The organism is Enterobacter sp. HNDS-6 (genome assembly GCF_039850505.1).
GTDB classification, from domain to species: domain Bacteria; phylum Pseudomonadota; class Gammaproteobacteria; order Enterobacterales; family Enterobacteriaceae; genus Enterobacter; species Enterobacter kobei.
Map to the genome: position 1 here is coordinate 1341600 of NZ_CP156673.1, position 25922 is coordinate 1367521.

The 25922-nt window shown below is 55.7% G+C and carries 21 protein-coding genes and 1 other RNA gene; 12 read left to right on the forward strand and 10 right to left on the reverse strand.

Going from position 1 to position 25922, the window contains the following annotated elements; genetic code table 11:
• Positions 1-74: 74 nt before the first annotated feature.
• From pflB to garL, 8 genes are all read right to left on the reverse strand, one after another.
• Positions 75-2369, reverse strand: coding sequence for a formate C-acetyltransferase (gene pflB, locus ABFI50_RS06215; protein WP_347485625.1), 2295 nt, complete (start codon positions 2367-2369; stop codon positions 75-77).
• A 15-nt stretch (positions 2370-2384) separates the two neighbouring features.
• Positions 2385-3593, reverse strand: coding sequence for a propionate kinase (tdcD, locus tag ABFI50_RS06220; RefSeq protein ID WP_045281450.1), 1209 nt, complete (start codon positions 3591-3593; stop codon positions 2385-2387).
• 30 nt (positions 3594-3623) lie between these two features.
• The gene (tdcC, locus tag ABFI50_RS06225; protein ID WP_014885343.1) at positions 3624-4955 is read right to left on the reverse strand and encodes a threonine/serine transporter TdcC; all 1332 of its coding nucleotides are present in this window, start codon (positions 4953-4955) and stop codon (positions 3624-3626) included.
• 9 nt (positions 4956-4964) lie between these two features.
• The gene (gene tdcB, locus ABFI50_RS06230) at positions 4965-5954 is read right to left on the reverse strand and encodes a bifunctional threonine ammonia-lyase/L-serine ammonia-lyase TdcB (RefSeq protein WP_096217841.1); all 990 of its coding nucleotides are present in this window, start codon (positions 5952-5954) and stop codon (positions 4965-4967) included.
• A gap of 114 nt (positions 5955-6068) precedes the next feature.
• Positions 6069-6989 carry a transcriptional regulator TdcA gene (gene tdcA / locus ABFI50_RS06235; protein WP_014885345.1) on the reverse strand — a complete coding sequence of 307 codons (921 nt, stop codon included), beginning with the start codon at positions 6987-6989 and terminating at the stop codon, positions 6069-6071.
• Positions 6990-7676: 687 nt separating this feature from the next.
• Positions 7677-8053: RNase P RNA component class A (rnpB, locus tag ABFI50_RS06240), an RNA gene on the reverse strand.
• A gap of 59 nt (positions 8054-8112) precedes the next feature.
• Positions 8113-9003: a 2-hydroxy-3-oxopropionate reductase gene (gene garR / locus ABFI50_RS06245; RefSeq protein WP_347485627.1), complete on the reverse strand. Its 891-nt coding sequence runs from the start codon at positions 9001-9003 to the stop codon at positions 8113-8115.
• 20 nt (positions 9004-9023) lie between these two features.
• Positions 9024-9794 carry a 2-dehydro-3-deoxyglucarate aldolase gene (garL, locus tag ABFI50_RS06250; RefSeq protein WP_014885347.1) on the reverse strand — a complete coding sequence of 257 codons (771 nt, stop codon included), beginning with the start codon at positions 9792-9794 and terminating at the stop codon, positions 9024-9026.
• A 359-nt stretch (positions 9795-10153) separates the two neighbouring features.
• Between garL and garD the strand changes: the two genes are divergently transcribed.
• Positions 10154-11725 carry a galactarate dehydratase gene (gene garD, locus ABFI50_RS06255; RefSeq protein WP_347485630.1) on the forward strand — a complete coding sequence of 524 codons (1572 nt, stop codon included), beginning with the start codon at positions 10154-10156 and terminating at the stop codon, positions 11723-11725.
• A gap of 74 nt (positions 11726-11799) precedes the next feature.
• Here garD and ABFI50_RS06260 read toward each other — a convergent pair whose 3' ends face one another.
• Positions 11800-12615, reverse strand: a complete 816-nt coding sequence (locus tag ABFI50_RS06260) for a DeoR family transcriptional regulator (RefSeq protein WP_045268595.1) — start codon at positions 12613-12615, stop codon at positions 11800-11802.
• 251 nt (positions 12616-12866) lie between these two features.
• Here ABFI50_RS06260 and kbaZ point away from each other — a divergent pair, with 251 nt between their 5' ends.
• The 11 genes from kbaZ to ABFI50_RS06315 all read left to right on the forward strand — a co-directional run bounded on the left by kbaZ (position 12867) and on the right by ABFI50_RS06315 (position 24953).
• Entirely contained in the window at positions 12867-14162 is a 1296-nt protein-coding gene (gene kbaZ / locus ABFI50_RS06265) for a tagatose-bisphosphate aldolase subunit KbaZ (RefSeq protein ID WP_180253762.1), read from the forward strand.
• Positions 14163-14182: 20 nt separating this feature from the next.
• On the forward strand, positions 14183-14656 hold the full coding sequence (gene agaV, locus ABFI50_RS06270; RefSeq protein ID WP_023331375.1) for a PTS N-acetylgalactosamine transporter subunit IIB: 474 nt from the start codon (positions 14183-14185) through the stop codon (positions 14654-14656).
• A gap of 10 nt (positions 14657-14666) precedes the next feature.
• Entirely contained in the window at positions 14667-15446 is a 780-nt protein-coding gene (agaW, locus tag ABFI50_RS06275) for a PTS N-acetylgalactosamine transporter subunit IIC (protein ID WP_045134783.1), read from the forward strand.
• Positions 15436-16314, forward strand: coding sequence for a PTS N-acetylgalactosamine transporter subunit IID (gene agaE / locus ABFI50_RS06280; RefSeq protein WP_045268597.1), 879 nt, complete (start codon positions 15436-15438; stop codon positions 16312-16314). Before agaW ends, agaE begins: the two co-directional genes overlap by 11 nt.
• Positions 16315-16330: 16 nt before the next feature.
• Entirely contained in the window at positions 16331-16765 is a 435-nt protein-coding gene (agaF, locus tag ABFI50_RS06285; RefSeq protein ID WP_045268598.1) for a PTS galactosamine/N-acetylgalactosamine transporter subunit IIA, read from the forward strand.
• Complete coding sequence (gene nagA, locus ABFI50_RS06290; protein WP_347485633.1) at positions 16762-17895, forward strand: N-acetylglucosamine-6-phosphate deacetylase; 1134 nt, start codon at positions 16762-16764, stop codon at positions 17893-17895. The genes agaF and nagA overlap by 4 nt, the downstream gene beginning before the upstream one ends.
• Before the next feature lie 246 nt (positions 17896-18141).
• Positions 18142-19290: an SIS domain-containing protein gene (locus ABFI50_RS06295; RefSeq protein WP_117581461.1), complete on the forward strand. Its 1149-nt coding sequence runs from the start codon at positions 18142-18144 to the stop codon at positions 19288-19290.
• Between the two features lie 12 nt (positions 19291-19302).
• Entirely contained in the window at positions 19303-20175 is an 873-nt protein-coding gene (gene kbaY, locus ABFI50_RS06300) for a tagatose-bisphosphate aldolase subunit KbaY (protein ID WP_117581463.1), read from the forward strand.
• A gap of 116 nt (positions 20176-20291) precedes the next feature.
• Positions 20292-21863: a maltose/glucose-specific PTS transporter subunit IIBC gene (gene malX / locus ABFI50_RS06305; RefSeq protein ID WP_303756868.1), complete on the forward strand. Its 1572-nt coding sequence runs from the start codon at positions 20292-20294 to the stop codon at positions 21861-21863.
• 12 nt (positions 21864-21875) lie between these two features.
• Complete coding sequence (locus tag ABFI50_RS06310; protein WP_347485635.1) at positions 21876-23048, forward strand: PatB family C-S lyase; 1173 nt, start codon at positions 21876-21878, stop codon at positions 23046-23048.
• Positions 23049-23063: 15 nt separating this feature from the next.
• On the forward strand, positions 23064-24953 hold the full coding sequence (locus ABFI50_RS06315; protein ID WP_023331384.1) for an enterotoxin: 1890 nt from the start codon (positions 23064-23066) through the stop codon (positions 24951-24953).
• A gap of 64 nt (positions 24954-25017) precedes the next feature.
• Here the strand turns inward: ABFI50_RS06315 and rsmI are convergent, their stop codons facing one another.
• The gene (gene rsmI / locus ABFI50_RS06320) at positions 25018-25881 is read right to left on the reverse strand and encodes a 16S rRNA (cytidine(1402)-2'-O)-methyltransferase (protein WP_014885356.1); all 864 of its coding nucleotides are present in this window, start codon (positions 25879-25881) and stop codon (positions 25018-25020) included.
• Between the last annotated feature and the right edge of the window lie 41 nt (positions 25882-25922).

The window sequence follows — 25922 nt, forward strand, 5'->3', positions numbered from 1 at the left end:
ATTATATAAACAATTTTGTATGTTTAGCGGGCAAAAAAGTGCCCCCTGCGTTGAGGGGGCATGTGAACACACTTTTAGATAGATTGAGTAAACGTCCTCGATATCACATCCTGCTGCTGCTCGCGCGTCAGGGCATTAAAGCGCACGGCATAGCCTGAAACACGAATGGTCAGATTCGGGTAATTTTCCGGATGCGCAATGGCGTCCAGCAGCATTTCCCGGTTCATTACGTTGACGTTCAGGTGCTGCCCGCCCTCAATGGCCGCTTCATGGTGGAAGTACCCGTCCAGCAGCCCCACCAGGTTGGTTTTGCGCACCAGCTCATCTTTGCCCAGCGCCTGCGGCACGATAGAGAAGGTGTAGGAGATCCCGTCCTTCGCATAGGTGAACGGCAGCTTGGCCACCGACGTCAGCGAGGCCACAGCCCCTTTTCTGTCACGGCCATGCATCGGGTTCGCGCCAGGGGCAAACGGCGTGCCGCCGCGGCGACCGTCCGGCGTATTCCCGGTCTTCTGACCGTAAACCACGTTGGAGGTAATGGTCAGAATAGACTGGGTCGGCACCGCATTGCGATAGGTCGGCAGCGCCTGAATTTTCTTCATAAAGCGCTCAACCAGGTCGCAGGCGATGCTGTCCACGCGGTCGTCGTTGTTGCCGTACTGCGGATAGTCACCTTCGATGACGAAATCAACCGCCAGACCGGTGTGGTCGCGCACCGGTTTCACCGTGGCGTATTTAATCGCGGAGAGAGAGTCCGCCGCGACCGACAGCCCGGCGATGCCGCATGCCATGGTGCGATAGACGTCACGGTCATGCAGCGCCATCAGTGAGGCTTCGTAGCTGTACTTATCGTGCATGTAGTGAATGAGATTCAGCGCGCTGATGTACTGCACCGCCAGCCAGTCCATAAAGTGATCGAGGCTGGCCATCACGGTGTCATAATCCAGCACCTCATCCAGCAATGGCGCGGTTTTCGGGCCGACCTGAATCTTCAGCTTCTCATCCACTCCGCCGTTGATGGCGTACAGCAGCGTTTTCGCGAGGTTGGCGCGGGCGCCAAAGAACTGCATCTGCTTGCCGATCACCATCGGGCTGACACAGCAGGCAATGGCGTAGTCGTCGCTGTTGAAGTCGGCTCGCATCAGATCGTCGTTCTCGTACTGCAGTGAGGAGGTGACAATCGACACCTGCACGGCATATTTCTTAAACGCAATCGGCAGCTGTTCAGACCAGAGGATCGTCAGATTGGGCTCAGGCGCAGGCCCCATGGTGTGCAGGGTGTGCAAATAGCGGAAGCTGTTTTTGGTCACCAGCGTGCGGCCGTCCAGCCCCATTCCGCCAATCACTTCCGTCGCCCAGATCGGATCGCCCGAGAAGAGCGTGTCGAACTCCGGCGTGCGCAGGAAGCGGACCATGCGGATCTTCATGATGAAGTGGTCGATCAGCTCCTGCGCCTGCACCTCATTTAGCCGTCCGGCCTGCATGTCGCGCTCAATGTAGATATCAAGGAACGACGCCGTGCGCCCCAGCGACATCGCCCCGCCGTTCTGGGATTTCACCGCTGCCAGGTAGGCAAAGTAGACCCACTGCACCGCTTCCTGCGCGTTCATCGCCGGACGCGCAATATCAAAGCCGTAGTTCGCCGCCATCTGCTGGATCTGGAGCAAAGCACGCTTGTGCTCCGCCAGCTCTTCACGCAGGCGGATCGTCGCTTCGAGATCGTCACCGCGTTCCAGCTTCGGCTGGAGATCCGCAAACTGCAGCTCACGCTCGCGCACCAGATAGGTGATGCCGTACAGCGCCACGCGTCGGTAGTCACCGATGATGCGCCCGCGTCCGTAACCGTCCGGCAGACCGGTCAGCACGCCGGATTTACGGCAGCGCATCATCTCCGGCGAGTAGACGTCAAACACGCCCTGGTTATGGGTTTTACGCAGGTCGGTAAACAGGTATTCAAACTGCGGATCCATCTCGCGGCCATAGGCTTCAAACGAGCTGCGGATCATGTTGATCCCGCCATACGGATGCAGGGCACGCTTGAGCGGTTTATCGGTTTGCAGCCCGACGATCGTCTCCAGATCCTGATCGATATAACCCGGCCCGTGAGCGGTAATGGTGGTGGCAATGTTAGTATCAAAATCTACCGGGGCGTGGGTGGCATTCTCCTGACGAATGCCGACCATCACCTTCTGCCACAGCGCCGTCGTTGCTGGCGTCGCCTGCGCGAGGAAAGCTTCGTCGCCTTCATAAGGGGTGTAGTTATGCTGAATAAAATCGCGCACGTTGACGGCGTTTTTCCATTCTTCACCGCGAAAGCCAGCCCATGCGTCGCTGTAGGGCGCGACGCCTGTATCGATTGTTACGTTCATGTGTTTCTCGCTATATCAGGCGTAAGCCGCAGCCGGAGTGACCTTCCCAAGACGGAGGGCGTCCAGCGCGATCATTTTTTCTTCATTGGTAGGGACAACCGCGCAGACTACGCGGGAGGAATCGGTGCTGATGACGCGCTCGCCCGCGCTGCCCGGCAGGGCATTTTTAGCCTCGTCGAGGAGAATGCCGAAGACCTTCAGATGCTCCGCCACCAGCGCGCGGATCAGTTTCGAGTTTTCGCCAATACCACCGGTAAAGATCACGCCATCCAGACGATGCAGCGATGCCGCGTGACCGGCGATATGCCGCGCAATCCGGTGGACAAAGGTGTGGATCGCCAGCTGCGCCCGTTGATTGCCTTCGTGCCAGGCTTTCTCCAGCGCGCGTAAATCGGAGGAGATGCCGGATATCCCCAGCAACCCGGACTCTTTGTTAACCACGCGCTCCAGATCATCAAATGACTGGCCGGTTTGCCGGGCAATCCACGCCATCGCGCCAAAATCCACGTCGCCACAGCGCGTGCCCATCACCAGCCCTTCCAGCGGCGTCATGCCCATGGAGGTATCGACGCTCTCACCGTTGCGCACCGCGCAGATGGAGGCCCCGTTACCAAGATGAGCAATCACCAGCCCGCTGTCGTCGGGGGACAGCCCGAGAAGCGTATGCGCCTGTCCGGCCACGTAACGATGGGAAGTGCCGTGAAAACCGTAACGCCGTACGCCCAGCGCTTCAAAATAGCGGTACGGCAAGCCGTACAGATACGCCTGAGGCGGCAGCGTCTGATGGAAGCTGGTATCGAATACCGCCACCTGCTGCACGCCCGGGAACAACCGCTCTGCGGCTTCCACGCCGCTTAAGTTGGCGTAGTTATGCAGCGGTGCCAGCGGGGAAACCTGACGGATCTGCTCAATCACCTCTTTCGTAATCAGGGTCGACTCGCTGAAGAGGTCGCCGCCGTGCGCAATACGGTGGCCAATTAAGGCCACGCTGCTCATCAGGTTGCGCTTCTCCAGCTCCAGGGCGATGGCTGCCAGCGCCCCTTCGTAGTCCTGGTGAGCCAGTTTGACTGGCTCACCCCCGTTCACGGAAATAAAGGCCTTTTCGGTGTTGATACCGTCCGCAATGCCCGTCATCAGGGCCTCACAGCTGCTGGCGTCGAGCACCGAAAACTTAACAGAGGACGAACCGCAGTTAATAACCAGTACTACCGGAAACTCAATCATCATATGACTCCGCTCTTCCTGAGCTATGGGTTAGAACAGTTTGTAAACAATATTCAGAATGGTCAGCAGGCCCACAACCGTGACGAAGATGTTCTCGGGTTTGCCCTTATATTTCGCCATGGCTGGCGCTTTGCGGATGGCGTACATCGGCAGCAGGCACAGCAGAGAGGCGATGATCGGTGCGCCCATGGCTTCGATAAGGTCGAGAATGTTCGGGTTGGCATAGGCCACAACCCAGGTGGAGCCCATGATGAAGACCATGCTGATGGTGTTCAGCTTGCCAACGGAAACCTTCTTCTTATCCCCCTTATAACCGAACTTGAGGATCAGGCCGTTCAGCCCTTCCAGCGTGCCCAGATAGTGCCCAAAGAAGGATTTAAAGATAGCGACCAGCGCGATGATGGACGCACCGTATTCCAGCACCGTGGCAAATGTCGATTTGGTTCCCGACATGGAGGCAAAGTGGTTCGCCAGATAAGAGAGCACCGGAATGTTCTGCGCTTTGGCATCCGCCATGTTCTGCGGAGAGAGCGTAAACAGGCAGCTAAAGGCGAAGAACATCACCACGGCGACCATCAGCATGCTGGCGCGACCGATGATTTTGGAACATTTCTGCTCGGTAAACGCTTTACCGAACTCGGGCTCGTACTCTTCACGCTTGGAGACCACAAATGAGGAGACGATGGGCGAGAAGTTGAAGGAGAAGACCATGATGGAGATCCCCAGCCACACCGTGACCAGAATGCCGTCATGACCGGTAAAGGAAATATCGCTCAGGTTGACCTGGTCGATCACCGCCGAGTTCCAGTATGGGATCAGCGACAGGGAAATCAGCACCAGGCTGGCGATGAACGGGAACACCAGGAAGCTCATCACCTTCACCATCAGATCTTTACCAAACCAGATCACAAAGGCCATCAGCAGCAGCAGGAACAGCGCCACTACACCACGGTTCAGCGCAGGCAGCTGGAGCTGGTTTTCCCAGAACGTCATAAAGGTGTTGGTAATGGTCACGCCGTAAATCCACAGCAGTGGGCAAATGGCAAAGAAGTAGAGGAAGGTGATGACCACCCCGCCGGTCTTGCCGAAGTGCTCTTCCACCGTTTCGGTAATGTTGCCGGAGACATTACTGCCGGACAGGCACAGACGCGCCAGCGCGCGGTGACAGTAAAATGCAATCGGGAACGCGAGGACCAGCATCAGCAGGATGGGGATCAACCCGCCAAAGCCTGCGCGAATAGGGAAGAACAGCACGCCTGCGCCAATGGCGGTTCCGAACAGGCCCAGCGTCCAGGTGGTATCAGACTTACGCCAGGAGGACGTTTTTGTCTGGCCAACGATAATGCTTTCTGTGTTGCTCATAGGTCACCTTTATGCGTCAACAAAGCCGGTAATTTGGGAAACACGGGAGAGATCGATATTGCCGCCGGAAATAATGCAGACGGTTTTTCGGCCCTGAATATAGTGGTCAAGTTTGCCGCTTAATAATGCCGCGCAGGCCAGCGCGCCAGCACCTTCCGTCACCACTTTATTTCGCTGAATAAGCGCAATCATGCTGTTGCGAATATCGTCTTCGCTCACCAGCACAATGTCATCAACCAGTTCGCGGACGATTTCGAAGGTTAATTTACCCGGACGAGATACGTCGCAACCGTCAGCTAATGTACCGGTGACGCGATGGTTGGTGATTTCTCCGGCCTGGTATGATGCCGCCATCCCATGAACATTTTCAGACTGTACGCCAATAATATTAATGGTCGGGTTAATGGATTTAATGGCCGTTGCAATCCCGGCAATTAATCCGCCACCGCCGATGGGAACAATCACGTTATCCACATCATACAAATCTTCGAGAATTTCCAGGCCAATGGTGCCCTGTCCGGCGATCACTTTCGGATCGTCATACGGCGGGATAAAAATGCGCCCTTCCATCTCGACGATTTCACTCACTTTCGCGATGGTGTCGTTGAAGTTCTCGCCGTGCAGCACCACTTCCGCCGAGTAGTCACGCGTCGCGGCTACTTTAGACTTTGGCGCGCCCATCGGCATCACCACTTTGCCGTCAATGCCGAGCATTGCACACGAGAGCGACACACCCTGCGCGTGGTTTCCCGCCGAGCAGGCGACGACGCCCTTACGCTTTTCAGCATCGGTCAGCGAGCTTAATTTATTAAACGCACCGCGAATTTTAAACGAGCCGGTACGCTGCATATTCTCAAACTTCAGGAATATTTCACCCTTACAGCGCTCGCTGAGATAATTCGAACGCGGCATGCCGGTTTTATAGATTTTACCCGCCAGGCGTTTTCTGGCGTCCTGAATATCTTCAATCGTTACCGGAAGGTCGTAGGTAATGTGCATAATATCCTCGTTATAATAATTCATTCTTTTCAGGCAAAGTCAGGGTATCAGAGCATAAAATTATCTCTGGGTGTTTTTTATAAAATGTTTATTGCTTCTAAGGAGATCAATATTTCATCGTCGTCTTTCACCGGTGAGTGAGGCATATTGTTTTGCCAGTTCAACCAATACTGACGCGGATTTTTTAATTCTGTAATTTTTCGACCACACGGCGGCATAACGCGCCACGGGTAATTCATCCTCTACCGGCAGAACAATAAATTGATCCGAGCCGAACGGAGCAATCATGTCGCGTGGAATCACCGTCAGATAATCGGCATTCAGGACAAGGTTATAAATGGTGACCACGGAATCGGTCTGGACGATGTTTTCAATACTGATGTGGTTGTCTTGCAGAGTGGTCAGAAGTTCTTTGTAGTAGCCCATATCGGTTTGCGGCATCACCCACTGCTCATGCGTGAGCGATGCCAGTGTCGTCGGGCCGGTGCACGTTCGTGATTTACTGGCGACCAGCACAAATTCTGACTCAAACAAGGGCTCGACGTGCAGATCCTGCAGCAGCATCTCATCACTCAGCGTGCCGATGGCGAAATCCAGCCGACCATCGCGAATGGCTGGCAGGAAAGAGGAGAGCTGGGCTTCATACATAGATACGCGCGCTTTCGGGAACACTTCCTTGAATTTTTTGATCATTTCGGACAGGAAGGTGAAACCAATCAGTGATGGGTAGCCAAAGGAAACGTCCATCACGGTGCTGAAACTCAGGCTGTTGATCTCGCTCACCATGTTTTTCATTTCGCGGGTGATCGACTCTGAGTAGGAGAGCAGCACCTGGCCTGCGGCAGTCAGTTTTACGCCCGTGTTTTTACGCACCATGACTTCCACGCCGAAGTAGGATTCGATATCGCTGATGATTTTGCTGACGGCGGGTTGCGTCAGGCCCAGTTGTCTTGCAGCAGAACCTATGGAGCCACTTTTAATGACTTCCTGAAATACCACGAGGTGCTGTGTTTTCGGTAGAATAATAGTGTTCATAATATTCTGCGCTTATTTCCCTATGACGCAGCGGATTCTACCCAATATTGTTTCAGGGGGTATGTGCTGTTACTCACAATTTGCCTTCCCGCATTATTCACCGGAACAACAAAAAACATAAAAAACCTTTACCATCAATCAGATAAGCTTGTCAGATCACACCGTTACGCTGATATCGATCAACAAAACCAACAGTAATAAATTTATTTTATGGCGATAACCTGGATAAATTTTCTTGCGTTAATAAAATCAATAAAGACGATCTTTCAGGCAATTAAAGACCAATAAATAACCGTTATTCAGTTGAAACATTCTTTCAATTTATCAATTTTTACAGATGCTTTTAGGCTGGCTTTCGATAAAAAGAGGAATACGTCACACATTCGCGGGATGAATGTTTTCAAATGCAAAATATAGACATCAAACATGAAAACATATTGATTCATTAAGACAACAATCACAACAAATTAACAACACCGTGGATTAACCCCTTTTCAGCGCGAAATTTTGTGATAACGATCGCCTGTAGATTGCCTGAGGCCATTGAAGAGATAAAAACAGTGAAATGTGCTTAATGTCGCAAATATGAGAATTGATGTCGTTTGTGGGGTTGTCGGGTGGCGCAGCACTTAACCGACCTACAACCTCCTGAAAGCAAAAACCCCGCCGAAGCGGGGTTTTTTAAGAAGTTGAAGCTGACCGATAAGCCGGGTTCTGTCGTGGACAGTCATTCATCTAGGCCAGCAATCGCTCACTGGCTCAAGCAGCCTACCCGGGTTCAGTACGGGCCGTACCATGTGAACCCCTATTTGGCCTTGCTCCGGGTGGAGTTTACCGTGCCACGGACTGTTACCAGCCGCGCGGTGCGCTCTTACCGCACCCTTTCACCCTTACCTGATCCCGCTTGCGCGGGCCATCGGCGGTTTGCTCTCTGTTGCACTGGTCGTGGGTTTCCCCCCCAGGCGTTACCTGGCACCCTGCCCTATGGAGCCCGGACTTTCCTCCCCTCCGCCCGTCTCCCCCGAAAGGGACGACGACGAAGCGGCGACTGTCTGGTCAGCTTCGGCGCGCAGTATAGAGGGTTTGCGCGCCGCTGTCACCTTCAGGTGCAGGCAAGACGTAATTAACGCGCGACTTCTACCTTTGCCAGTTTTTCGTAGTAGCACGCAATCGCGCTGTGATCGGCCGTGCCCAGACCATCTGCACGCAACGCCTGCATCATCTCCATCACCGCCGCGGTCAGCGGCAGCTGTGCGCCTACGCCGTGGGACGTATCGAGCGCGTTCGCCAGATCTTTAATGTGCAGGTCGATACGGAATCCCGGCTTGAAGTTACGGTCCATCACCATCGGCGCTTTGGCATCCAGCACGGTACTTCCCGCCAGACCACCGCGAATCGCCTGATAGACCAGGTCCGGGTTAACGCCCGCTTTGGTTGCCAGCGTCAGCGCTTCAGACATCGCGGCGATGTTCAGCGCCACAATGACCTGGTTCGCCAGCTTGGTCACGTTGCCCGCGCCAATTTCACCCGTATGCACCACGGAGCCTGCCATCGCTTTCATCAGGTCATAGTATTTATCGAAAATAGCTTTATCCCCGCCGACCATCACCGACAGCGTGCCGTCGATCGCTTTCGGCTCACCGCCGCTGACCGGCGCGTCCAGCATATCCACGCCCTTCGCTTTTAGCGCCTCGCTGATTTCACGACTTGCAAGCGGTGCGATAGAGCTCATATCAATCAGCACCAGGCCAGGCTTTGCGCCCTCAATGATGCCGTTCTCCCCCAGCGCGACCTCTTTAACATGCGGGGAGTTTGGCAGCATGGTAATGATGACATCGCACTGCTCAGCAATCGCTTTGGTGGTGGAGGCGGTTTCTGCGCCAGCCGCCATCACCTCGGCCACAGATTGCGGATTATGATCGGAGACCACCAGTGAGTAACCCGCTTTGATGAGGTTCTTACTCATTGGTTTACCCATGATCCCCAGGCCAATAAAACCCACTTTCAGCGTCATAACTGTTTCCTCAATGATGGTTATTTTTTAAAAGCGTCCGCTAATTTCTGCGTTGCTGAGCGGAACACCCCGAGATCGCTGCCGACGGCAACAAAGGTGGCTCCCCACTCCAGATAACGGCGGGCGTCGGCTTCAACCGGCGCCAGTATGCCGCTCGGTTTACCGTGTGCTTTGGCGCGAGCAAATATGTGCTGGATCGCACGCTGCACGTCAGGGTGGCTGGCATTGCCCAGGTGGCCAAAGGCGGCAGCCAGATCGCTTGGGCCGACAAAGATACCGTCCACACCGTTTGTGGCTGCAATAGCGTCGAGATTATCAACCCCCTGCTGGCTCTCAATCTGCACCAGAACAGTGATGTTGCTATTGGACTGCGCGAAGTAGTCCGGCACGGTGCCGAACATGTTGGCGCGGTGTGAGACGGAGACGCCGCGGATCCCTTCCGGCGGGTAGCGCGTTGATGCCACGGCCAGCGCCGCTTGTTCCTGGGTTTCCACAAACGGGATGAGGAAATTGTAGAACCCGATATCCAGCAAACGTTTGACGATCACCGGGTCATTGGTTGGCACTCGCACCACCGGGGCGCTGGCGCTGCCTTTCAGGGCCATCAGTTGCGGAATAAAGGTGCTGATATCATTTGGCGCATGTTCGCCGTCGAGCACCAGCCAGTCAAAACCAGCAAGGCCCAGCACTTCAGTACTTATTGGGTTTGCCAGCGCAGACCAACAGCCAATCTGGATCTGGTGCGCCGCGAGGGCCGTTTTAAACGTATTCGGGAAGATATTGTTATTCATCACTTATACCTTTTTAATTCCGCAGTTTGAGCCGGGATTATTTATTGCGAAACATATTATTTTTATATTTATTTCTCTGACTGAATGTTGGCAATATAAAATCGTCCTTCAGTATAATCGTCACTTCACAACAGCACATTGTTTTTATGCTCAAGTATTGCGCCTCATTTCAACGCCATTTTGAGCATATGCCCAACGCTGTGGGCGCTAATGCACAGAATCAGGGATTAGTTAGCCTGACGCGATCGCGATCACATTTTTAACTGTCTTCTGCTGACATCCTTTATTTCCTCGAGAATAAAACGATTATCCAACGGGTTAAATTTACTATCTGACACTTTGCCGGAGAAATGTGAATAATGGCCGATATTGAAATTAGAGAGGCATCGCCGACGGCGTTTTATATAAAAGTTCACGATACGGATAACGTGGCGATTATTGTCAATGACAATGGCTTAAAAGCGGGAACACGCTTCCCGGACGGACTGAAGTTAATTGAACATATTCCCCAGGGGCATAAGGTCGCACTGGTCGATATTCCTGCCCATGGGGAGATCGTGCGTTACGGTGAAGTCATCGGCTATGCCGTTCGCGCAATTCCGCAGGGAAGCTGGATTGAGGAGTCGCTGGTTGAGCTGCCAAAAGCGCCACCGCTGAACACCCTGCCACTTGCCACCCGCGTACCGGAACCGCTTCCCCCACTGGAAGGCTATACCTTTGAAGGCTATCGCAATCCGGACGGCAGCGTCGGCACCAAAAATCTTCTCGGTCTTACCACCAGCGTACACTGCGTGGCGGGCGTGGTGGATTACGTGGTGAAAATCATCGAACGCGATCTACTGCCGAAATACCCGAACGTCGATGGCGTGGTTGGCCTGAACCATCTCTATGGCTGTGGCGTAGCGATCAACGCGCCAGCGGCGGTCGTGCCGATCCGTACCATTCATAATATTGCCCTCAACCCGAATTTTGGCGGCGAGGTGATGGTGATTGGTCTGGGGTGCGAAAAACTCCAGCCTGAGCGTCTGCTCCAGGGTACCGAAGACGTCAAAGCCATTCCGGCAGACGAGGCCAGCATTGTACGCCTGCAGGACGAACGCCACATTGGGTTCCGGTCTATGGTCGACGATATTCTGCAGGTTGCCGAGCGTCATCTCGATAAGCTCAACCGACGCCAGCGCGAAACCTGCCCCGTGTCTGACCTGGTGGTGGGAACCCAGTGCGGCGGCAGCGATGCGTTCTCTGGCGTGACGGCCAACCCGGCGGTGGGCTTTGCGTCCGACCTGCTTGTTCGTTGCGGTGCGACGGTGATGTTCTCTGAAGTGACCGAAGTCCGTGATGCCATCCATTTACTGACGCCGCGCGCCGTCAATGAAGAAGTGGGCAAGCGCCTGCTTGAGGAGATGGCCTGGTACGATAACTATCTCGACATGGGTAAAACCGACCGTAGCGCGAATCCGTCTCCGGGAAACAAAAAAGGGGGCCTGGCGAACGTCGTGGAAAAAGCCCTGGGTTCGATTGCTAAATCCGGCCAAAGCGCGATTGTGGAAGTCCTCTCTCCGGGACAGCGGCCGACCAAACGCGGCCTGATCTACGCGGCAACGCCTGCCAGCGATTTTGTTTGCGGCACCCAGCAGGTGGCATCCGGCATTACGGTGCAGGTCTTTACCACAGGACGCGGCACGCCGTATGGCCTGATGGCAGTCCCGGTGATCAAAATGGCGACGCGCACCGAGCTGGCAAACCGCTGGTACGACTTAATGGATATCAACGCGGGAACCATCGCCACCGGAGAAGAGAGCATTGAGGACGTGGGCTGGAAGCTATTCCACTTCATTCTGGACGTGGCAAGCGGGCGGAAGAAAACGTTCTCGGACCAATGGGGATTACATAACCAGCTGGCGGTGTTTAACCCGGCACCAGTGACGTGATGACTTCCCACCGAGCCCTCTCCCTACGGGGGAGAGGGCAAAAAAAGCAGCGAACGGTCCCCTCTCCCGGTGGGTTAGGGTGAGGGGGAAACCAGCACTACATCAATCCCGCTTTTACACAATCCATCCAGACTTTCCGCCGGAATGCCTTCATCGACAATAATCATATCAATCCTTTGCGTATCAATGATTTTATGCAGGCTTGAGCGGTTGAACTTGCTGGAATCAGTCACAACGATAATGCGCTCTGCCACCTCGCACATTTTGCGATTCAGACGCGCTTCATCCTCGTTATGCGTGCTCACGCCACGATCCAGATCGATGGCATCAACGCCCAGGAACAGCAAATCAAAGTGATAATTCTGTAAGGACTGTTCCGCCTGGTCGCCATAGAAAGACTGCGACTGACGACGCAAGTGGCCGCCGGTCATCAGCAGTTCCACCCCTTCCGCTTCCAGCAACGCATTCGCCACATTCATTCCATTGGTCATGGCAATGACATCCGTGTGCTGGCGCAGCATTCTGGCAATTTCAAAGGTCGTGGTGCCAGAGTCGAGAATAATGCGATGGCCCGGCTTCACCAGCGCGGCGGCGGCCTGAGCGATGCTGCGCTTGACCGCCGTATTGAGCGAACTTTTATCCTCAACGGAGGGCTCGATGCCGGGCACATTGCCTTCACAAATTAGCGCCCCGCCGTAAGCGCGAACAGCGATGCCCTGCCTTTCCAGGAATGCCAGATCGTTACGGATCGTCACTGTCGATACGCCATATAAATGAGAAAGATCGTTAACCTGCACGCTTCCCTGCGCCCGCAACCGCTGAATGATCTGCTCTCGCCTTTCACTGGTACCGGTGACGCGCTTTTCTGCGGATGAATCGGAGCTGTTCATATGAAGTCCTTAATCAATACACTTTCGTTTCATTTCGTTTTGCCTATTAACGCCTTTCTTTTTGTGGAATGCAAGCGCTGTCTGGGGGACATACGCAAACAAGCCCAACGCTGAAACCTTTCATTATGTTTCTTTTGTGAAACAGATCGGAAAACCATTATCTTTCGTTTTATTTTTACATCACCATAATGCAGGATTAAATGAAACAAAACGAAAGATGACTACCAACACCATCCGAAATGGAGAGGAAAGTGAAACATCTGACAGAAATGGTGGAACAACATAAACGGGGGAAGGCAAACGGAATTTATGCCGTCTGTTCAGCACATCCACTGGTACTTGAAGCGGCCATTCGTTACGCCCAGTTACGCTGCACGCCACTGCTGATCGAAGCGACCTCAAACCAGGTGGATCAGTTTGGCGGCTACACCGGCATGACGCCCGCCGATTTTCACGGTTTCGTTAGCAGGCTGGCGGAGTTCCTTGGTTTTCCGACGTCACAATTGATCCTCGGCGGCGATCACCTGGGCCCAAACCGGTGGCAAAACCTGCCGGCTTTACAGGCGATGGCGAACGCCGACGATCTGATCAGAAGCTACGTCACTGCGGGGTTTAAGAAGATCCATCTGGACTGCAGTATGTCCTGCGAGGACGATCCGGTTCCCTTAACCGATGCCATCGTCGCTGAGCGCGCCGCGCGTCTGGCCAAAATTGCCGAAGACACCTGCCGGGCGAAATTTGGTGTAGCCGATCTGGTCTACGTTATTGGCACGGAGGTGCCGGTTCCCGGTGGTGCACATGAAACGCTGAGTGAACTTGAAGTCACCACGCCTGAGGCGGCGCGCGCCACGCTTGAAGCGCATCGCCATGCATTTGAGAAAGTGGGGTTGAACGACATCTGGCCACGCATTATCGGCCTGGTGGTTCAGCCTGGCGTGGAGTTCGACCACGCCCACGTCTGCGATTATCAACCGCAAAAAGCCATCGCCCTGAGTGAAATGGTTGAAACCTATGACACGCTGGTATTTGAAGCGCACTCCACTGACTACCAGACATCACAGGCGTTGCGCCAGCTGGTGAAAGATCACTTTGCAATCTTAAAAGTCGGCCCGGCCCTGACCTTTGCCCTGCGTGAAGCGCTGTTCTCACTGGCCGCCATTGAAGAGGAGCTGCTGCCAGCCAAAGCCAGCTCTGGCCTGCGTCACGTACTGGAAAACGTGATGCTCGATCGCCCCGAGTACTGGCAAAGCCATTATCACGGTGACGGCAACGCACGGCGGCTGGCACGGGGCTACAGCTACTCCGACCGCGTGCGCTATTACTGGCCAGACAGCGAGATTGACGATGCCTTTGAACGACTGGTCCGCAACCTGGATGACGAACCCATCCCGCTGCCGCTCATCAGTCAGTATTTGCCGTTGCAATACGGCAAAGTTCGCGAGGGCGCTCTCAAGTCGACACCGCGGGAACTCATCATTGACCACATTCAGGACATACTCCAGCAGTACCATGCCGCCTGCGAAGGCGTACCGACTCAACACGCATAATTAAAAAAGAGGAAAACACTATGCCAAACATTGTCTTATGCCGCATTGATGAACGCCTGATCCACGGACAGGTGGGCGTTCAGTGGGTAGGGTTTGCGGGGGCGAACCTGGTTCTGGTGGCAAATGACGAGGTTGCAGACGATCCGGTTCAACAGAACCTGATGGAAATGGTACTTGCGGAAGGGATCGCCGTGCGCTTCTGGTCTCTGCAAAAAGTTATCGACAACATTCACCGCGCCGCTGACCGCCAGAAGATTCTGCTGGTCTGTAAATCACCCGCCGATTTTTTAACGCTGGTAGAGGGCGGCGTGCCCATCACCCGTATTAACGTCGGAAACATGCATTACGCCAGTGGCAAACGGCAAATTGCCAAAACGGTATCTGTCGACGCGAACGATATCACTGCGTTCAACGGCCTGAAAGCGGCCGGGGTGGAATGCATCGTTCAGGGCGTTCCAACAGAGGCTGCTTTGGATCTCTTTAAACTGCTATGAGGGATTCACAATGGAAATCAGTCTTTTGCAGGCTTTCGCGCTGGGGCTTCTCGCCTTTATCGCGGGCCTGGATATGTTTAACGGGTTAACACACATGCACCGCCCGGTGGTACTGGGGCCACTGGTTGGTCTGATTCTGGGTGATCTGCATACCGGCATTCTGACCGGCGGCACGTTAGAGCTGGTCTGGATGGGTCTGGCGCCGCTGGCTGGTGCGCAACCGCCAAACGTGATTATCGGCACCATTGTCGGCACCACGTTTGCCATTACCACAGGCGTGAAACCGGATGTCGCCGTTGGGGTCGCTGTACCGTTTGCTGTTGCGGTACAAATGGGCATTACCTTCCTCTTCTCCGTGATGTCCGGCGTCATGTCCCGTTGCGATCGCATGGCGGCTAATGCGGACACGCACGGTATTGAACGGGTTAACTATCTTGCCCTGCTGGCGCTGGGTATCTTCTACTTTCTCTGCGCTTTTCTGCCAATTTACTTCGGTGCGGAGCACGCGAAAACCGCCATTGATGTCCTGCCGGAACGTCTGATAGACGGTCTCGGTGTTGCAGGCGGCATCATGCCAGCCATCGGCTTCGCCGTGCTGCTGAAGATCATGATGAAAAACGTCTACATCCCTTACTTCATTATCGGTTTTGTCGCTGCGGCCTGGCTGAAACTTCCGGTGCTGGCGATTGCGGCTGCTGCGCTGGCGATGGCGCTGATCGACCTGATGCGTAAATCACCTGAACCGACGGCTCCTGCGGCCCAGAAAGAGGAATTCGAAGATGGCATCTAATCAAACCACTCTGCCAGGCGTGTCTGAAAGTGAAGAGACCCTGCTCACCGGCGTAAACGAAAACATCTATGAAGACCAGAGCATCGGTGCCGAACTGACGAAAAAGGACATTAACCGTGTCGCATGGCGCTCCATGCTATTACAGGCCTCGTTTAACTACGAGCGTATGCAGGCCTCCGGCTGGCTGTATGGATTACTGCCTGCGCTGAAAAAGATCCACACCAACAAGCGGGACCTGGCGCGGGCGATGAAAGGCCACATGGGGTTCTTTAATACCCATCCGTTCCTGGTCACCTTTGTTATCGGCATCATTCTGGCGATGGAGCGCTCCAAGCAGGATGTGAACAGCATCCAGAGCACCAAAATTGCCGTGGGCGCGCCGCTCGGCGGCATTGGCGATGCCATGTTCTGGCTCACGCTGCTGCCCATCTGCGGCGGTATTGGTGCCAGCCTGGCACTACAGGGTTCGATTCTGGGTGCGGTGGTCTTTATCGTGCTGTTTAACGTGGTGCACCTCGGCCTGCGCTTTGGTCTGGCGCACTACGCCTACCGGATGGGCGTTGCCGCGATCCCGTTGATTAAAGCCAACACCAAAAAGGTCGGCCACGCTGCGTCTATCGTCGGGATGACGGTGATCGGCGCGCTGGTAGCAACCTATGTGCGCCTGAATACCACGCTTGAAATCAAAGCCGGGGATGCGGTTGTCAAACTGCAAGCCGACGTCATCGACAAGCTGATGCCCGCATTTCTGCCGCTGGTCTATACCCTGACCATGTTCTGGCTGGTGCGTCGTGGCTGGAGCCCGCTGCGCCTGATTGGTATCACCGTGGCGCTGGGCGTTGTCGGTAAATTCTGTCACTTCCTGTAAAAGCAAAGAGGTCGCGATGTTAGGCATCATTTTGACGGGTCACGGTGGGTTTGCCAGCGGACTTGAACAGGCGATGAAGCAGATCCTCGGCAAGCAGCCGCAGTTTATCGCCATCGATTTCCCGGAAACCTCCTCGACTGCGCGGCTAACCGCGCAGCTTGAGCAAGCGGTAACTGAACTGGATCCCCAGTACGATATCGTGTTTCTTACCGATTTGCTCGGCGGTACGCCGTTTCGCGTAGCGTCAACGCTTGCGATGCAAAAGCCGGGACGGGAAGTGATCACCGGCACCAACCTGCAACTTCTGCTGGAAATGGTGCTGGAACGCGACGGGTTAAGTAGCGAAGCGTTTCGTCTGCAGGCGCTCGCGTGTGGCCATCGCGGCCTGACCAGCCTGGTGGATGAGCTTGGGCGCTGTCATGAGGAAGCCCCTGCTGAGGAAGGGATATGAGCCAGCTGCTGCGCGCGCGACGGATCCTTACCGAACAGGGCTGGCTGGACGACCACCAGCTACGCATTGAAAGCAGTGCGGTTGCGGCGATTGAACCCATCCCGGCGGGCGTTACGACGCGGGATGCGGAGCTGCTTTGCCCGGCCTATATCGACACGCACGTCCACGGCGGCGCTGGGGTGGACGTCATGGATGATGCGCCCGGCGTGCTGGACACCCTGGCAATGCATAAAGCCCGCGAAGGCGTGGGCGCATTTCTGCCCACCACCGTGACCGCGCCGCTGAAGGCCATCCACGCCGCGCTGATGCGTATCGCCCGGCGCAGTCAGTCCGGCGGCTCGGGCGCGCAGATCCTGGGCAGCTATCTGGAAGGACCGTACTTTACGCCGCAGAACAAAGGGGCGCATCCGCCGGAGCTGTTCCGGGAGCTGGATATCGTCGAGCTGGACAGGCTGGCTGACGTTTCACAGGGCACGCTACGGGTGGTGGCGCTCGCGCCAGAAAAACCCGGCGCGCTGCAGGCGATTCGCCATCTTAAACAGCGCGGGATACGCGTGATGCTGGGCCACGGCGCTGCCACGTACCGGCAAACACTTGCCGCGTTTGATGCGGGTGCCGACGGGCTGGTTCACTGCTACAACGGCATGACGGGGCTGCACCACAGAGAGCCCGGAATGGTCGGCGCAGGGCTTACGGACAAACGGGCGTGGCTGGAGCTGATTGCCGACGAGCACCACGTCCATCCGGGGGCGATGCGCTTATGCTGCTGCTGCGCGCAGGAGCGCGTGGTGCTGATTACCGATGCAATGGAGGCGGCAGGTATGCCGGACGGACGGTATACGCTTTGTGGCGAAGAGGTCTCGATGCAAAACGGCGTGGTTCGAACCGGCTCCGGCGGGCTGGCGGGCAGCACGCTGTCGCTGGATGCCGCGGTCAGGAATATGGTGGAGTATGCGGGCGTAACCGCCGAAGACGCTATCCATATGGCCTCGCTGCACCCTGCCCGGCTGTTGGGCGTTGACGGTCAGCTAGGATCCTTAGCCCCGGGTAAACGCGCCAATATCATTGCGCTGGACGGGGGTTTACACCTCCAGCAGATCTGGATTCAGGGACAGGCTCTCTCCCTTTAGCCCTTTCATTGTGTCTCCTGTTGGCCTTACGGCACCCGATCGTAAGGCCTTTCTTTTCTTTTCCTTAACTCTTCCCTTTCCTTTCACGATCACACTTTTCGTTTTATTTCTTTTCTTTCATTGAAGTTTCGATTTCTTTTCTATAGATTTTATTTAACTGCTTAAGTGAACAAGTGAAACGAAACGAAAGATAGCGACACGATTGCCAGCGTCTGATGTGGAATTCACACGACTAAGGACTGAGTTATGCCACAAACCACTACCGCCGCGACAACCGGCACCTGGACAGAGGAAGAGATCCGCCAGCAGCCTGCCAGCTGGATCCGCTCGCTCAACAACATCGATAACCTGCGTGCTTCGATCGACAGTTTCCTGACGCCGCTGCTGCGCAAGGAGGATCTGCGGATCGTCCTGACCGGCGCGGGCACATCCGCCTTTATCGGCGATATCGTTTCTCCCTGGCTCGCGAGCTACACCGGGAAAAACTTCACTGCCGTGCCGACAACCGATCTGGTCACGAACCCGGTGGACTACTTCAGCCCTGCGCATCCGCTGCTGCTGATTTCGTTTGCCCGCTCCGGCAACAGCCCGGAAAGCGTCGCGGCCGTCGAGCTGGCAAACCAGTTCGTGCCGGAGTGCTACCACCTGTCGATCACCTGCAACGAGGCGGGGAGCCTGTACCAGAACGCCGTCGACAGCGATAACGCCTTTGCCCTGCTGATGCCTGCCGAAACGCACGATCGCGGGTTCGCGATGACCAGCAGCATTACCACCATGATGGCGAGCTGTCTGGCGGTGTTCGCGCCGGAAACGATCAATAGCCACACCTTCCGCGACGTCGCCGATCGCTGTCAGGCGATCCTCACCGCGCTCGGCGATTTCAGCCACGGCGTCTTTGGCAATGAAGCGTGGAAACGCGTCGTCTATCTGGGAAGCGGCGGCCTGCAGGGCGCGGCGCGCGAATCGGCGCTGAAGGTGCTGGAGCTGACGGCGGGCAAGCTGGCGGCGTTTTACGATTCCCCGACGGGCTTCCGTCACGGGCCGAAGTCGCTGGTCGATAGCGAAACGCTGGTGGTGGTGTTTATCTCCAGCCATCCGTATACGCGTCAGTACGATCTGGATCTGCTGGCCGAGCTGCGCCGCGATCGCCAGGCCCTGCGCGTCGTCGCCATCGCCGCTGAAAACGATCCGGCCATTGAAGCGGGTCCGCACATTCTGCTGCCGCCTTCACGTCCGTTTATCGATATGGAACAGGCGTTCTGCTTCCTGATGTATGCCCAGGTCTTTGCACTCACCCAGTCGCTCAGCGTAGGCAATACGCCCGATACGCCATCCGCCAGCGGGACGGTCAACCGTGTAGTGCAGGGCGTTGTTATTCATCCGTGGCAGGCTTAAGAGGATCGGATCATGAGTATCATTTCAACCAAATATCTTTTGCAGGACGCACAGGCAAAAGGCTACGCCGTTCCGGCGTTCAACATCCACAACGCGGAGACGATCCAGGCGATCCTTGAAGCGTGCAGCGAAATGCGATCGCCTGTAATCCTCGCGGGCACGCCGGGCACCTTTAAGCATATTGCGCTGGAAGAGATCTACGCCCTGTGCAGCGCGTACTCCCACACCTACAACATGCCGCTGGCGCTGCATCTCGATCACCACGAATCGCTGGATGATATACGCCGCAAGGTCAACGCGGGCGTGCGCAGCGCGATGATCGACGGCAGCCACTATCCGTTTGAACAAAACGTGAAACTGGTGAAGTCGGTGGTCGATTTCTGCCACCTCAACGACTGCAGCGTCGAAGCCGAGCTGGGCCGTCTGGGCGGCGTGGAAGATGACATGAGCGTAGACGCCGAAAGCGCGTTCCTCACCGATCCGCAGGAGGCGAAACGCTTCGTCGAACTGACCGGCGTCGATAGCCTTGCCGTCGCCATCGGCACCGCACACGGCCTGTATACCAAACGTCCGAAAATCGACTTCCAGCGGCTGGCGGAAATCCGCGAAGTGGTCACCGTGCCGCTGGTGCTGCACGGCGCGAGCGATGTGCAGGATGAGTTTGTTCGCCGCACCATCGAGCTGGGCGTATGCAAAGTCAACGTGGCCACCGAGCTGAAAATTGCCTTCTCTGACGCGGTTAAAGCCTGGTTTGCCGAAAACCCGCAGGGGAACGATCCGCGCTTCTACATGCGGGTAGGCATGGACGCCATGAAAGAGGTGGTCAGAAGCAAGATCGCCGTTTGCGGCTCGGCAAACCGGCTCCTGCTTCCTGCCGAAGCCTGATCCCATCGCGCATTACGTCAATACCTAAAAAATAACTATAAGCCTCGCAAATATGAAGGCGCGTCCTTAAGCCGGACAGCGCCTTCCATTATCCTAAAAATCCGAGGAGTCCCTACATGACACAGGAAAAGTCGTTTAAATCGAAAGCGTGGGAATTTTTCCAAAGCCTGGGAAAGACGTTTATGTTCCCCGTCTCTCTGCTGGCCTTTATGGGGTTGCTGCTGGGTATCGGTAGCTCCGTCACCAGCCCTTCCACTATTAAAAGCTTTCCCTTTCTGGGCGGCGAGTTAACGCAGCTGACCTTTGGCTTTATCGCCATGGTGGGCGGCTTCGCCTTTACCTATCTGCCGCTGATGTTTGCCATGGCTATCCCGATGGGCCTCGCCAAACGCAACAAGGCCGTGGGCGCCTTTGCCGGGTTCGTTGGCTATATGCTGATGAACATGAGCATCAACTACTACCTGACCGCCACCCACCAGCTTGCCGACGCCGCCACCATGAGACAGGTAGGACAATCGTTCGTGCTGGGGATCCAGACCCTGGAGATGGGCGTGCTGGGCGGCATCGTGGTGGGGGTAATCACTTACTTCCTGCACGAGCGTTTTCAGGACACGGTGCTGCATGACGCCTTTGCGTTCTTTAGCGGCATTCGTTTCGTGCCCATCATTACCGCACTCACGCTGTCGCTGGTCGGGCTGTTTATCCCGCTGTTGTGGGAATACGTGGCGCTGGGCATTGCCGGAATTGGCCATATCATTCAGAGCACCAGCGTTTTCGGACCGTTCCTGTACGGCGTAGGCGTGCTGCTGCTTAAACCCTTTGGTCTGCACCATATCCTGCTGGCGATGGTGCGCTTCACGCCGGCAGGCGGCATTGAGATGGTCAACGGCCATGAAGTGGCCGGCGCGCTGAATATCTTCTACGCCGAGCTGAAAGCCGGACTGCCGTTTAGCCCGCACGTTACCGCGTTTCTGTCACAAGGCTTTATGCCGACCTTTATCTTTGGCCTGCCTGCCGTGGCGTACGCCATCTACCGCACCGCGCGTCCGGAAAACCGCCCGGTAATTAAGGGGCTGCTGCTTTCCGGCGTGCTGGTTTCCGTCGTCACCGGTATTTCAGAACCGATTGAGTTTCTGTTCCTGTTTATCGCCCCCGCGCTTTACGCCTTCCATATCGTGATGTCGGGCCTGGCGCTGATGGTGATGGCCCTGCTGGGGGTCACCATCGGCAACACCGACGGCGGGATTTTGGATCTGCTGATCTTCGGCGTGATGCAGGGGATGTCGACCAAATGGTATCTGCTGTTCCCGGTCGGTATCGCCTGGTTTGCCATCTACTTCTTCGTCTTCCGCTGGTACATCCTCAAACACGATATCAAGACGCCGGGACGTGAAGTGGACGCGCAGGGTGCGCAGCAGGCCGTCGAAGCCAACACCCGCGCGCGTGGAAAATCGAAATACGATCACGGGCTTATCCTGCGCGCGCTCGGTGGCAAAGAGAACATCGAGTCGCTCGACAACTGCATCACCCGCTTGCGCCTGGTCGTGAAGGAGATGGGGCTTATCGATCAGCAGGAGCTGAAAGCGGCTGGCGCCCTGTCGGTGGTGGTGCTGGATGCTCACAGCGTTCAGGTGATCATCGGCCCGCAGGTGCAGAGCGTCAAAACCGGCATTGAAGCCTTAATCTAACAGGGGGTTGTTGTGTTTGATTTCGACAAAATTATCGAGCGTAAAAGCGATAAGTGCCGTAAATGGGACCATGCGTTTGTCTGCTCACGCTTTGGTGATGTCCCGCAGGGGTTTATCCCGCTGTGGATCGCAGACATGGACTTCACCTCGCCGCCGGCCGTTATTGAAGGCTTCCAGCGCATCGTGGAGCACGGCACCTTTGGCTATACCTGGAGCTTCGACGAATTTTACGACGCGGTGATGGCCTTCCAGCGCACGCGCCATCAGGTTGAGGTGGAGAAGTCGTGGCTCACCCTGACCTACGGCACCGTCTCCACGCTGCATTACACGGTCCAGGCGTTCTGCACGCCTGGCGATAGCGTGATGATGAACACGCCGGTCTACGATCCGTTTGCGATGGCGGCACAGCGCCAGGGCGTGCGGGTGCTTGCTAACCCGCTGTCCGTGAAGGAAAACCGCTATCAGCTGGATTTTAATCTGGTTGAAGATCAGCTCAAAACCCACCGTCCAAAACTATGGTTCTTCTGCTCGCCGCATAACCCCTCGGGCAGGATCTGGCGCGCGGATGAGATACGCCAGGTCTCCGATCTCTGTAAACGCTACGGCACGATTCTGGTGGTCGATGAGGTTCACGCAGAGCACATTCTGAAAGGCACATTCGTCAGCTGTCTGACCTCGGGCTGTGCCGCACTGGACAACCTGATCGTGCTGACGTCGCCAAATAAAGCCTTCAACCTGGGCGGGCTGAAAACGTCCTACTCCATGATCCCGGACGATTCGCTGCGCCAGCGCTTCCGCCAGCAGCTTGAGAAGAACTCGATTACCTCACCCAATATGTTCGGCGTATGGGGGATTATTCTCGCCTACCAGCACGGCCTGCCGTGGCTCGACGCGCTCAACGACTATCTGCAAGGCAATGCCCGCTACCTTGCGGACGCTATTCAGATCCACTTCCCGGCGTGGAAAATGATGAACCCGGAATCGTCGTATCTGGCCTGGATAGACGTAAGCGCCGACGACCGCAGCGCCACAGAGTTGACCCAACATTTCGCCCAGCAGGCCGGTGTCGTGATTGAAGACGGCAGCCACTACGTGCAAAACGGCGAAAACTACCTGCGGATTAACTTCGGCACCCAGCGCTACTGGCTGGAGCAATCCATCAACCGAATGCTGAAGCATTTCTGATTAGGATCTTAACCGATGAAAAAAGTGCTCACTCTCTCGCTGCTGGCCCTGTTTGTTTCTCACGGTGCTCTGGCCACCAACTACGTGCTCAATAACGACAATATTGCTCTGTCATTTGATGACGCAAACTCAACGGTAGTGGTTAAGGACAATAAGGCTAACCATCCGCTCACGCCGCAGGAGCTGTTCTTCCTGACGCTGCCGGACGAGACAAAAATCCACACCGCGGATTTCACCATTAAGCACGTCGAAAAGCAGGACAACGCTATTGTCGTCGACTTTACCCATCCGGACTTTAACGTAACGGTGAAGCTGAACCTGGTGAAGGGAAAATACTCCAGCATCGACTACACCGTTGCCGCAGTCGGCCAGCCGCGAGACGTGGCGAAAATTACCTTCTTCCCGACGAAAAAGCAGTCTCAGGCACCCTATGTTGACGGGGCGATCAACAGCTCGCCGATCGTTGCTGATTCGTTCTTTATTTTGCCGGACAAGCCCATCGTTAACACTTACGCCTATGAAGCGACCACCAATCTCAACGTAGAACTGAAAACGCCGATCCAGCCAGAGTCGCCGGTCAGCTTTACCACCTGGTTCGGCACCTTCCCGGAAATCAGCCAGCTGCGCCGCAGCGTGAACCAGTTTATTGATGCCGTGCGTCCGCGACCGTACAAGCCTTATCTGCACTACAACAGCTGGATGGATATCGGCTTTTTCAATCCGTACACCGAGCAGGATGTTCTGGGGCGGATGGACGAGTGGAATAAGGAGTTCATTACCGGACGCGGCGTGGCGCTGGACGCCTTCCTGCTGGACGACGGCTGGGACGACCTTACCGGGCGCTGGCTATTTGGCCCGGCATTCAGCGACGGTTTTGGCAAGGTTCGGGAAAAAGCCGACAGCCTGCACAGCTCGGTCGGACTGTGGCTCTCGCCGTGGGGAGGCTACAACAAGCCTCGCGACGTTCGCGTCTCGCATGCAAAAGAGTATGGGTTTGAAACCGTCGACGGGAAGCTGGCCCTGTCAGGACCGAACTACTTTAAGAACTTCAATGAGCAGATCGTTAAGCTTATCAAAAACGAACGCATTACCTCATTCAAGCTGGACGGGATGGGTAATGCCAACGCGCATATCCAGGGCAGCCCGTTTGCCTCGGATTTTGACGCCTCTATCGCTCTGCTACATAACATGCGCAGCGCCAACCCAAATCTGTTTATCAACCTGACGACCGGCACCAACGCCAGCCCATCCTGGCTGTTCTACGCCGACTCGATCTGGCGCCAGGGCGATGACATTAACCTGTACGGGCCCGGCACGCCGGTACAGCAGTGGATGACCTACCGCGATGCCGAAACGTACCGCTCCATTGTACGCAAAGGCCCGCTGTTCCCGCTGAACTCGCTGATGTACCACGGGATCGTCAGCGCGGAAAACGCCTATTACGGGCTGGAGAAAGTACAAACGGACAGCGATTTTGCCGATCAGGTCTGGAGCTACTTCGCGACCGGCACGCAGCTGCAGGAGCTGTATATCACTCCTTCAATGCTGAACAAGGCGAAGTGGGATACCCTTGCGCAGGCGGCAAAATGGTCGCGGGAAAACGCCAGCGTGCTGGTGGATACCCACTGGATAGGCGGAGACCCGACGGCGCTTCAGGTTTACGGCTGGGCGTCATGGAATAAAGACAAAGCCATTCTTGGTTTGCGAAACCCGTCGGACAAGCCGCAAACCTACTATCTGGATTTAGCGAAAGATTTCGAAATCCCGACAGGAGAGGCAGCGCAGTTTAGTCTGAGAGCGGTATATGGCCGTAATGCAACCGTACCGGGACAATACAAAAACGCCGTGGTGATTACGCTACAACCGCTGGAAACGCTGGTGTTTGAGGCGGTGCCAGGAAAATAAAAAGTGTTCAGATCTGTAGGCCGGGTAAGGCGCAGCCGCCGCCCGGCAAAAAGACGGCTGGGGCTTACTCCCCCTGCTGCTCCAGCGCGTACTTATACAGGGCATTCTTCTTCACGCCGTGAATTTCCGCCGCCAGCGCAGCCGCTTTTTTAAGCGGCAATTCGGCCTGTAGCAATGCCAGCGTGCGCAGCGCATCGGCTGGCAGGGCATCCTCTTCTGCTTTATGCCCTTCGACAATCAGCACCATCTCACCTTTGCGGCGGTTTTCGTCTTCCTTCACCCACGCCAGCAGTTCACCCACCGGTGCGCCGTGAATGGTTTCCCAGGTTTTGGTCAGCTCGCGCGCCAGCACGACGTAGCGGGACTCACCCCAGACGGTCACCATATCGTCCAGGCTTTCCAGCAGGCGGTGGGTGGATTCGTAGAAAATCAGGGTGCGCGGTTCCGCTTCCAGGTCTTTTAAGACGTCGCGACGGCCTTTGGATTTGGCGGGCAGAAAACCTTCATAGCAGAAACGGTCAGACGGCAGACCTGCGGCGCTTAACGCAGCAATCGCGGCGCACGGTCCCGGCAGGGGCACAACGCGAATGCCGGCTTCACGGCAAGTACGCACCAGATGGTAGCCGGGGTCGTTAATCAGCGGCGTTCCCGCGTCGGAGACCAGCGCAATGTTCTGCCCCTCCTTGAGCTTCGCCACCAGCGTGTCGGCTTTTTGTTGCTCATTGTGATCGTGCAGGGCAAACAAACGGGCGTTAATCGCGAAATGCTGCAGCAGTAAACCGGTATGACGAGTGTCCTCAGCCGCAATTAAATCAACGGCTTGCAATACAGTGAGTGCACGTTGGGTAATATCAGACAAATTCCCGATAGGAGTAGGTACAATATAAAGCTGGCCTTGAGAATTATCTGCCGTTTCGTGTTGTTTCATTGTTTCGTCCGTATTGCCGATTTAATATTGAGCATTGCGTA

What these genes read in the sequence shown, in the direction of transcription:
- pflB (WP_347485625.1), bottom strand. Translation starts at nt 2,369, where the DNA reads ATGAACGTAACAATCGATACAGGCGTCGCGCCCTACAGCGACGCATGG.
- tdcD (WP_045281450.1), bottom strand. Translation starts at nt 3,593, where the DNA reads ATGATTGAGTTTCCGGTAGTACTGGTTATTAACTGCGGTTCGTCCTCT.
- tdcC (WP_014885343.1), bottom strand. Translation starts at nt 4,955, where the DNA reads ATGAGCAACACAGAAAGCATTATCGTTGGCCAGACAAAAACGTCCTCC.
- tdcB (WP_096217841.1), bottom strand. Translation starts at nt 5,954, where the DNA reads ATGCACATTACCTACGACCTTCCGGTAACGATTGAAGATATTCAGGAC.
- tdcA (WP_014885345.1), bottom strand. Translation starts at nt 6,989, where the DNA reads ATGAACACTATTATTCTACCGAAAACACAGCACCTCGTGGTATTTCAG.
- garR (WP_347485627.1), bottom strand. Translation starts at nt 9,003, where the DNA reads ATGACGCTGAAAGTGGGTTTTATTGGCCTGGGGATCATGGGTAAACCA.
- garL (WP_014885347.1), bottom strand. Translation starts at nt 9,794, where the DNA reads ATGAATAACAATATCTTCCCGAATACGTTTAAAACGGCCCTCGCGGCG.
- garD (WP_347485630.1), top strand. Translation starts at nt 10,154, where the DNA reads ATGGCCGATATTGAAATTAGAGAGGCATCGCCGACGGCGTTTTATATA.
- ABFI50_RS06260 (WP_045268595.1), bottom strand. Translation starts at nt 12,615, where the DNA reads ATGAACAGCTCCGATTCATCCGCAGAAAAGCGCGTCACCGGTACCAGT.
- agaV (WP_023331375.1), top strand. Translation starts at nt 14,183, where the DNA reads ATGCCAAACATTGTCTTATGCCGCATTGATGAACGCCTGATCCACGGA.
- agaW (WP_045134783.1), top strand. Translation starts at nt 14,667, where the DNA reads ATGGAAATCAGTCTTTTGCAGGCTTTCGCGCTGGGGCTTCTCGCCTTT.
- agaE (WP_045268597.1), top strand. Translation starts at nt 15,436, where the DNA reads ATGGCATCTAATCAAACCACTCTGCCAGGCGTGTCTGAAAGTGAAGAG.
- agaF (WP_045268598.1), top strand. Translation starts at nt 16,331, where the DNA reads ATGTTAGGCATCATTTTGACGGGTCACGGTGGGTTTGCCAGCGGACTT.
- nagA (WP_347485633.1), top strand. Translation starts at nt 16,762, where the DNA reads ATGAGCCAGCTGCTGCGCGCGCGACGGATCCTTACCGAACAGGGCTGG.
- ABFI50_RS06295 (WP_117581461.1), top strand. Translation starts at nt 18,142, where the DNA reads ATGCCACAAACCACTACCGCCGCGACAACCGGCACCTGGACAGAGGAA.
- kbaY (WP_117581463.1), top strand. Translation starts at nt 19,303, where the DNA reads ATGAGTATCATTTCAACCAAATATCTTTTGCAGGACGCACAGGCAAAA.
- malX (WP_303756868.1), top strand. Translation starts at nt 20,292, where the DNA reads ATGACACAGGAAAAGTCGTTTAAATCGAAAGCGTGGGAATTTTTCCAA.
- ABFI50_RS06315 (WP_023331384.1), top strand. Translation starts at nt 23,064, where the DNA reads ATGAAAAAAGTGCTCACTCTCTCGCTGCTGGCCCTGTTTGTTTCTCAC.
- rsmI (WP_014885356.1), bottom strand. Translation starts at nt 25,881, where the DNA reads ATGAAACAACACGAAACGGCAGATAATTCTCAAGGCCAGCTTTATATT.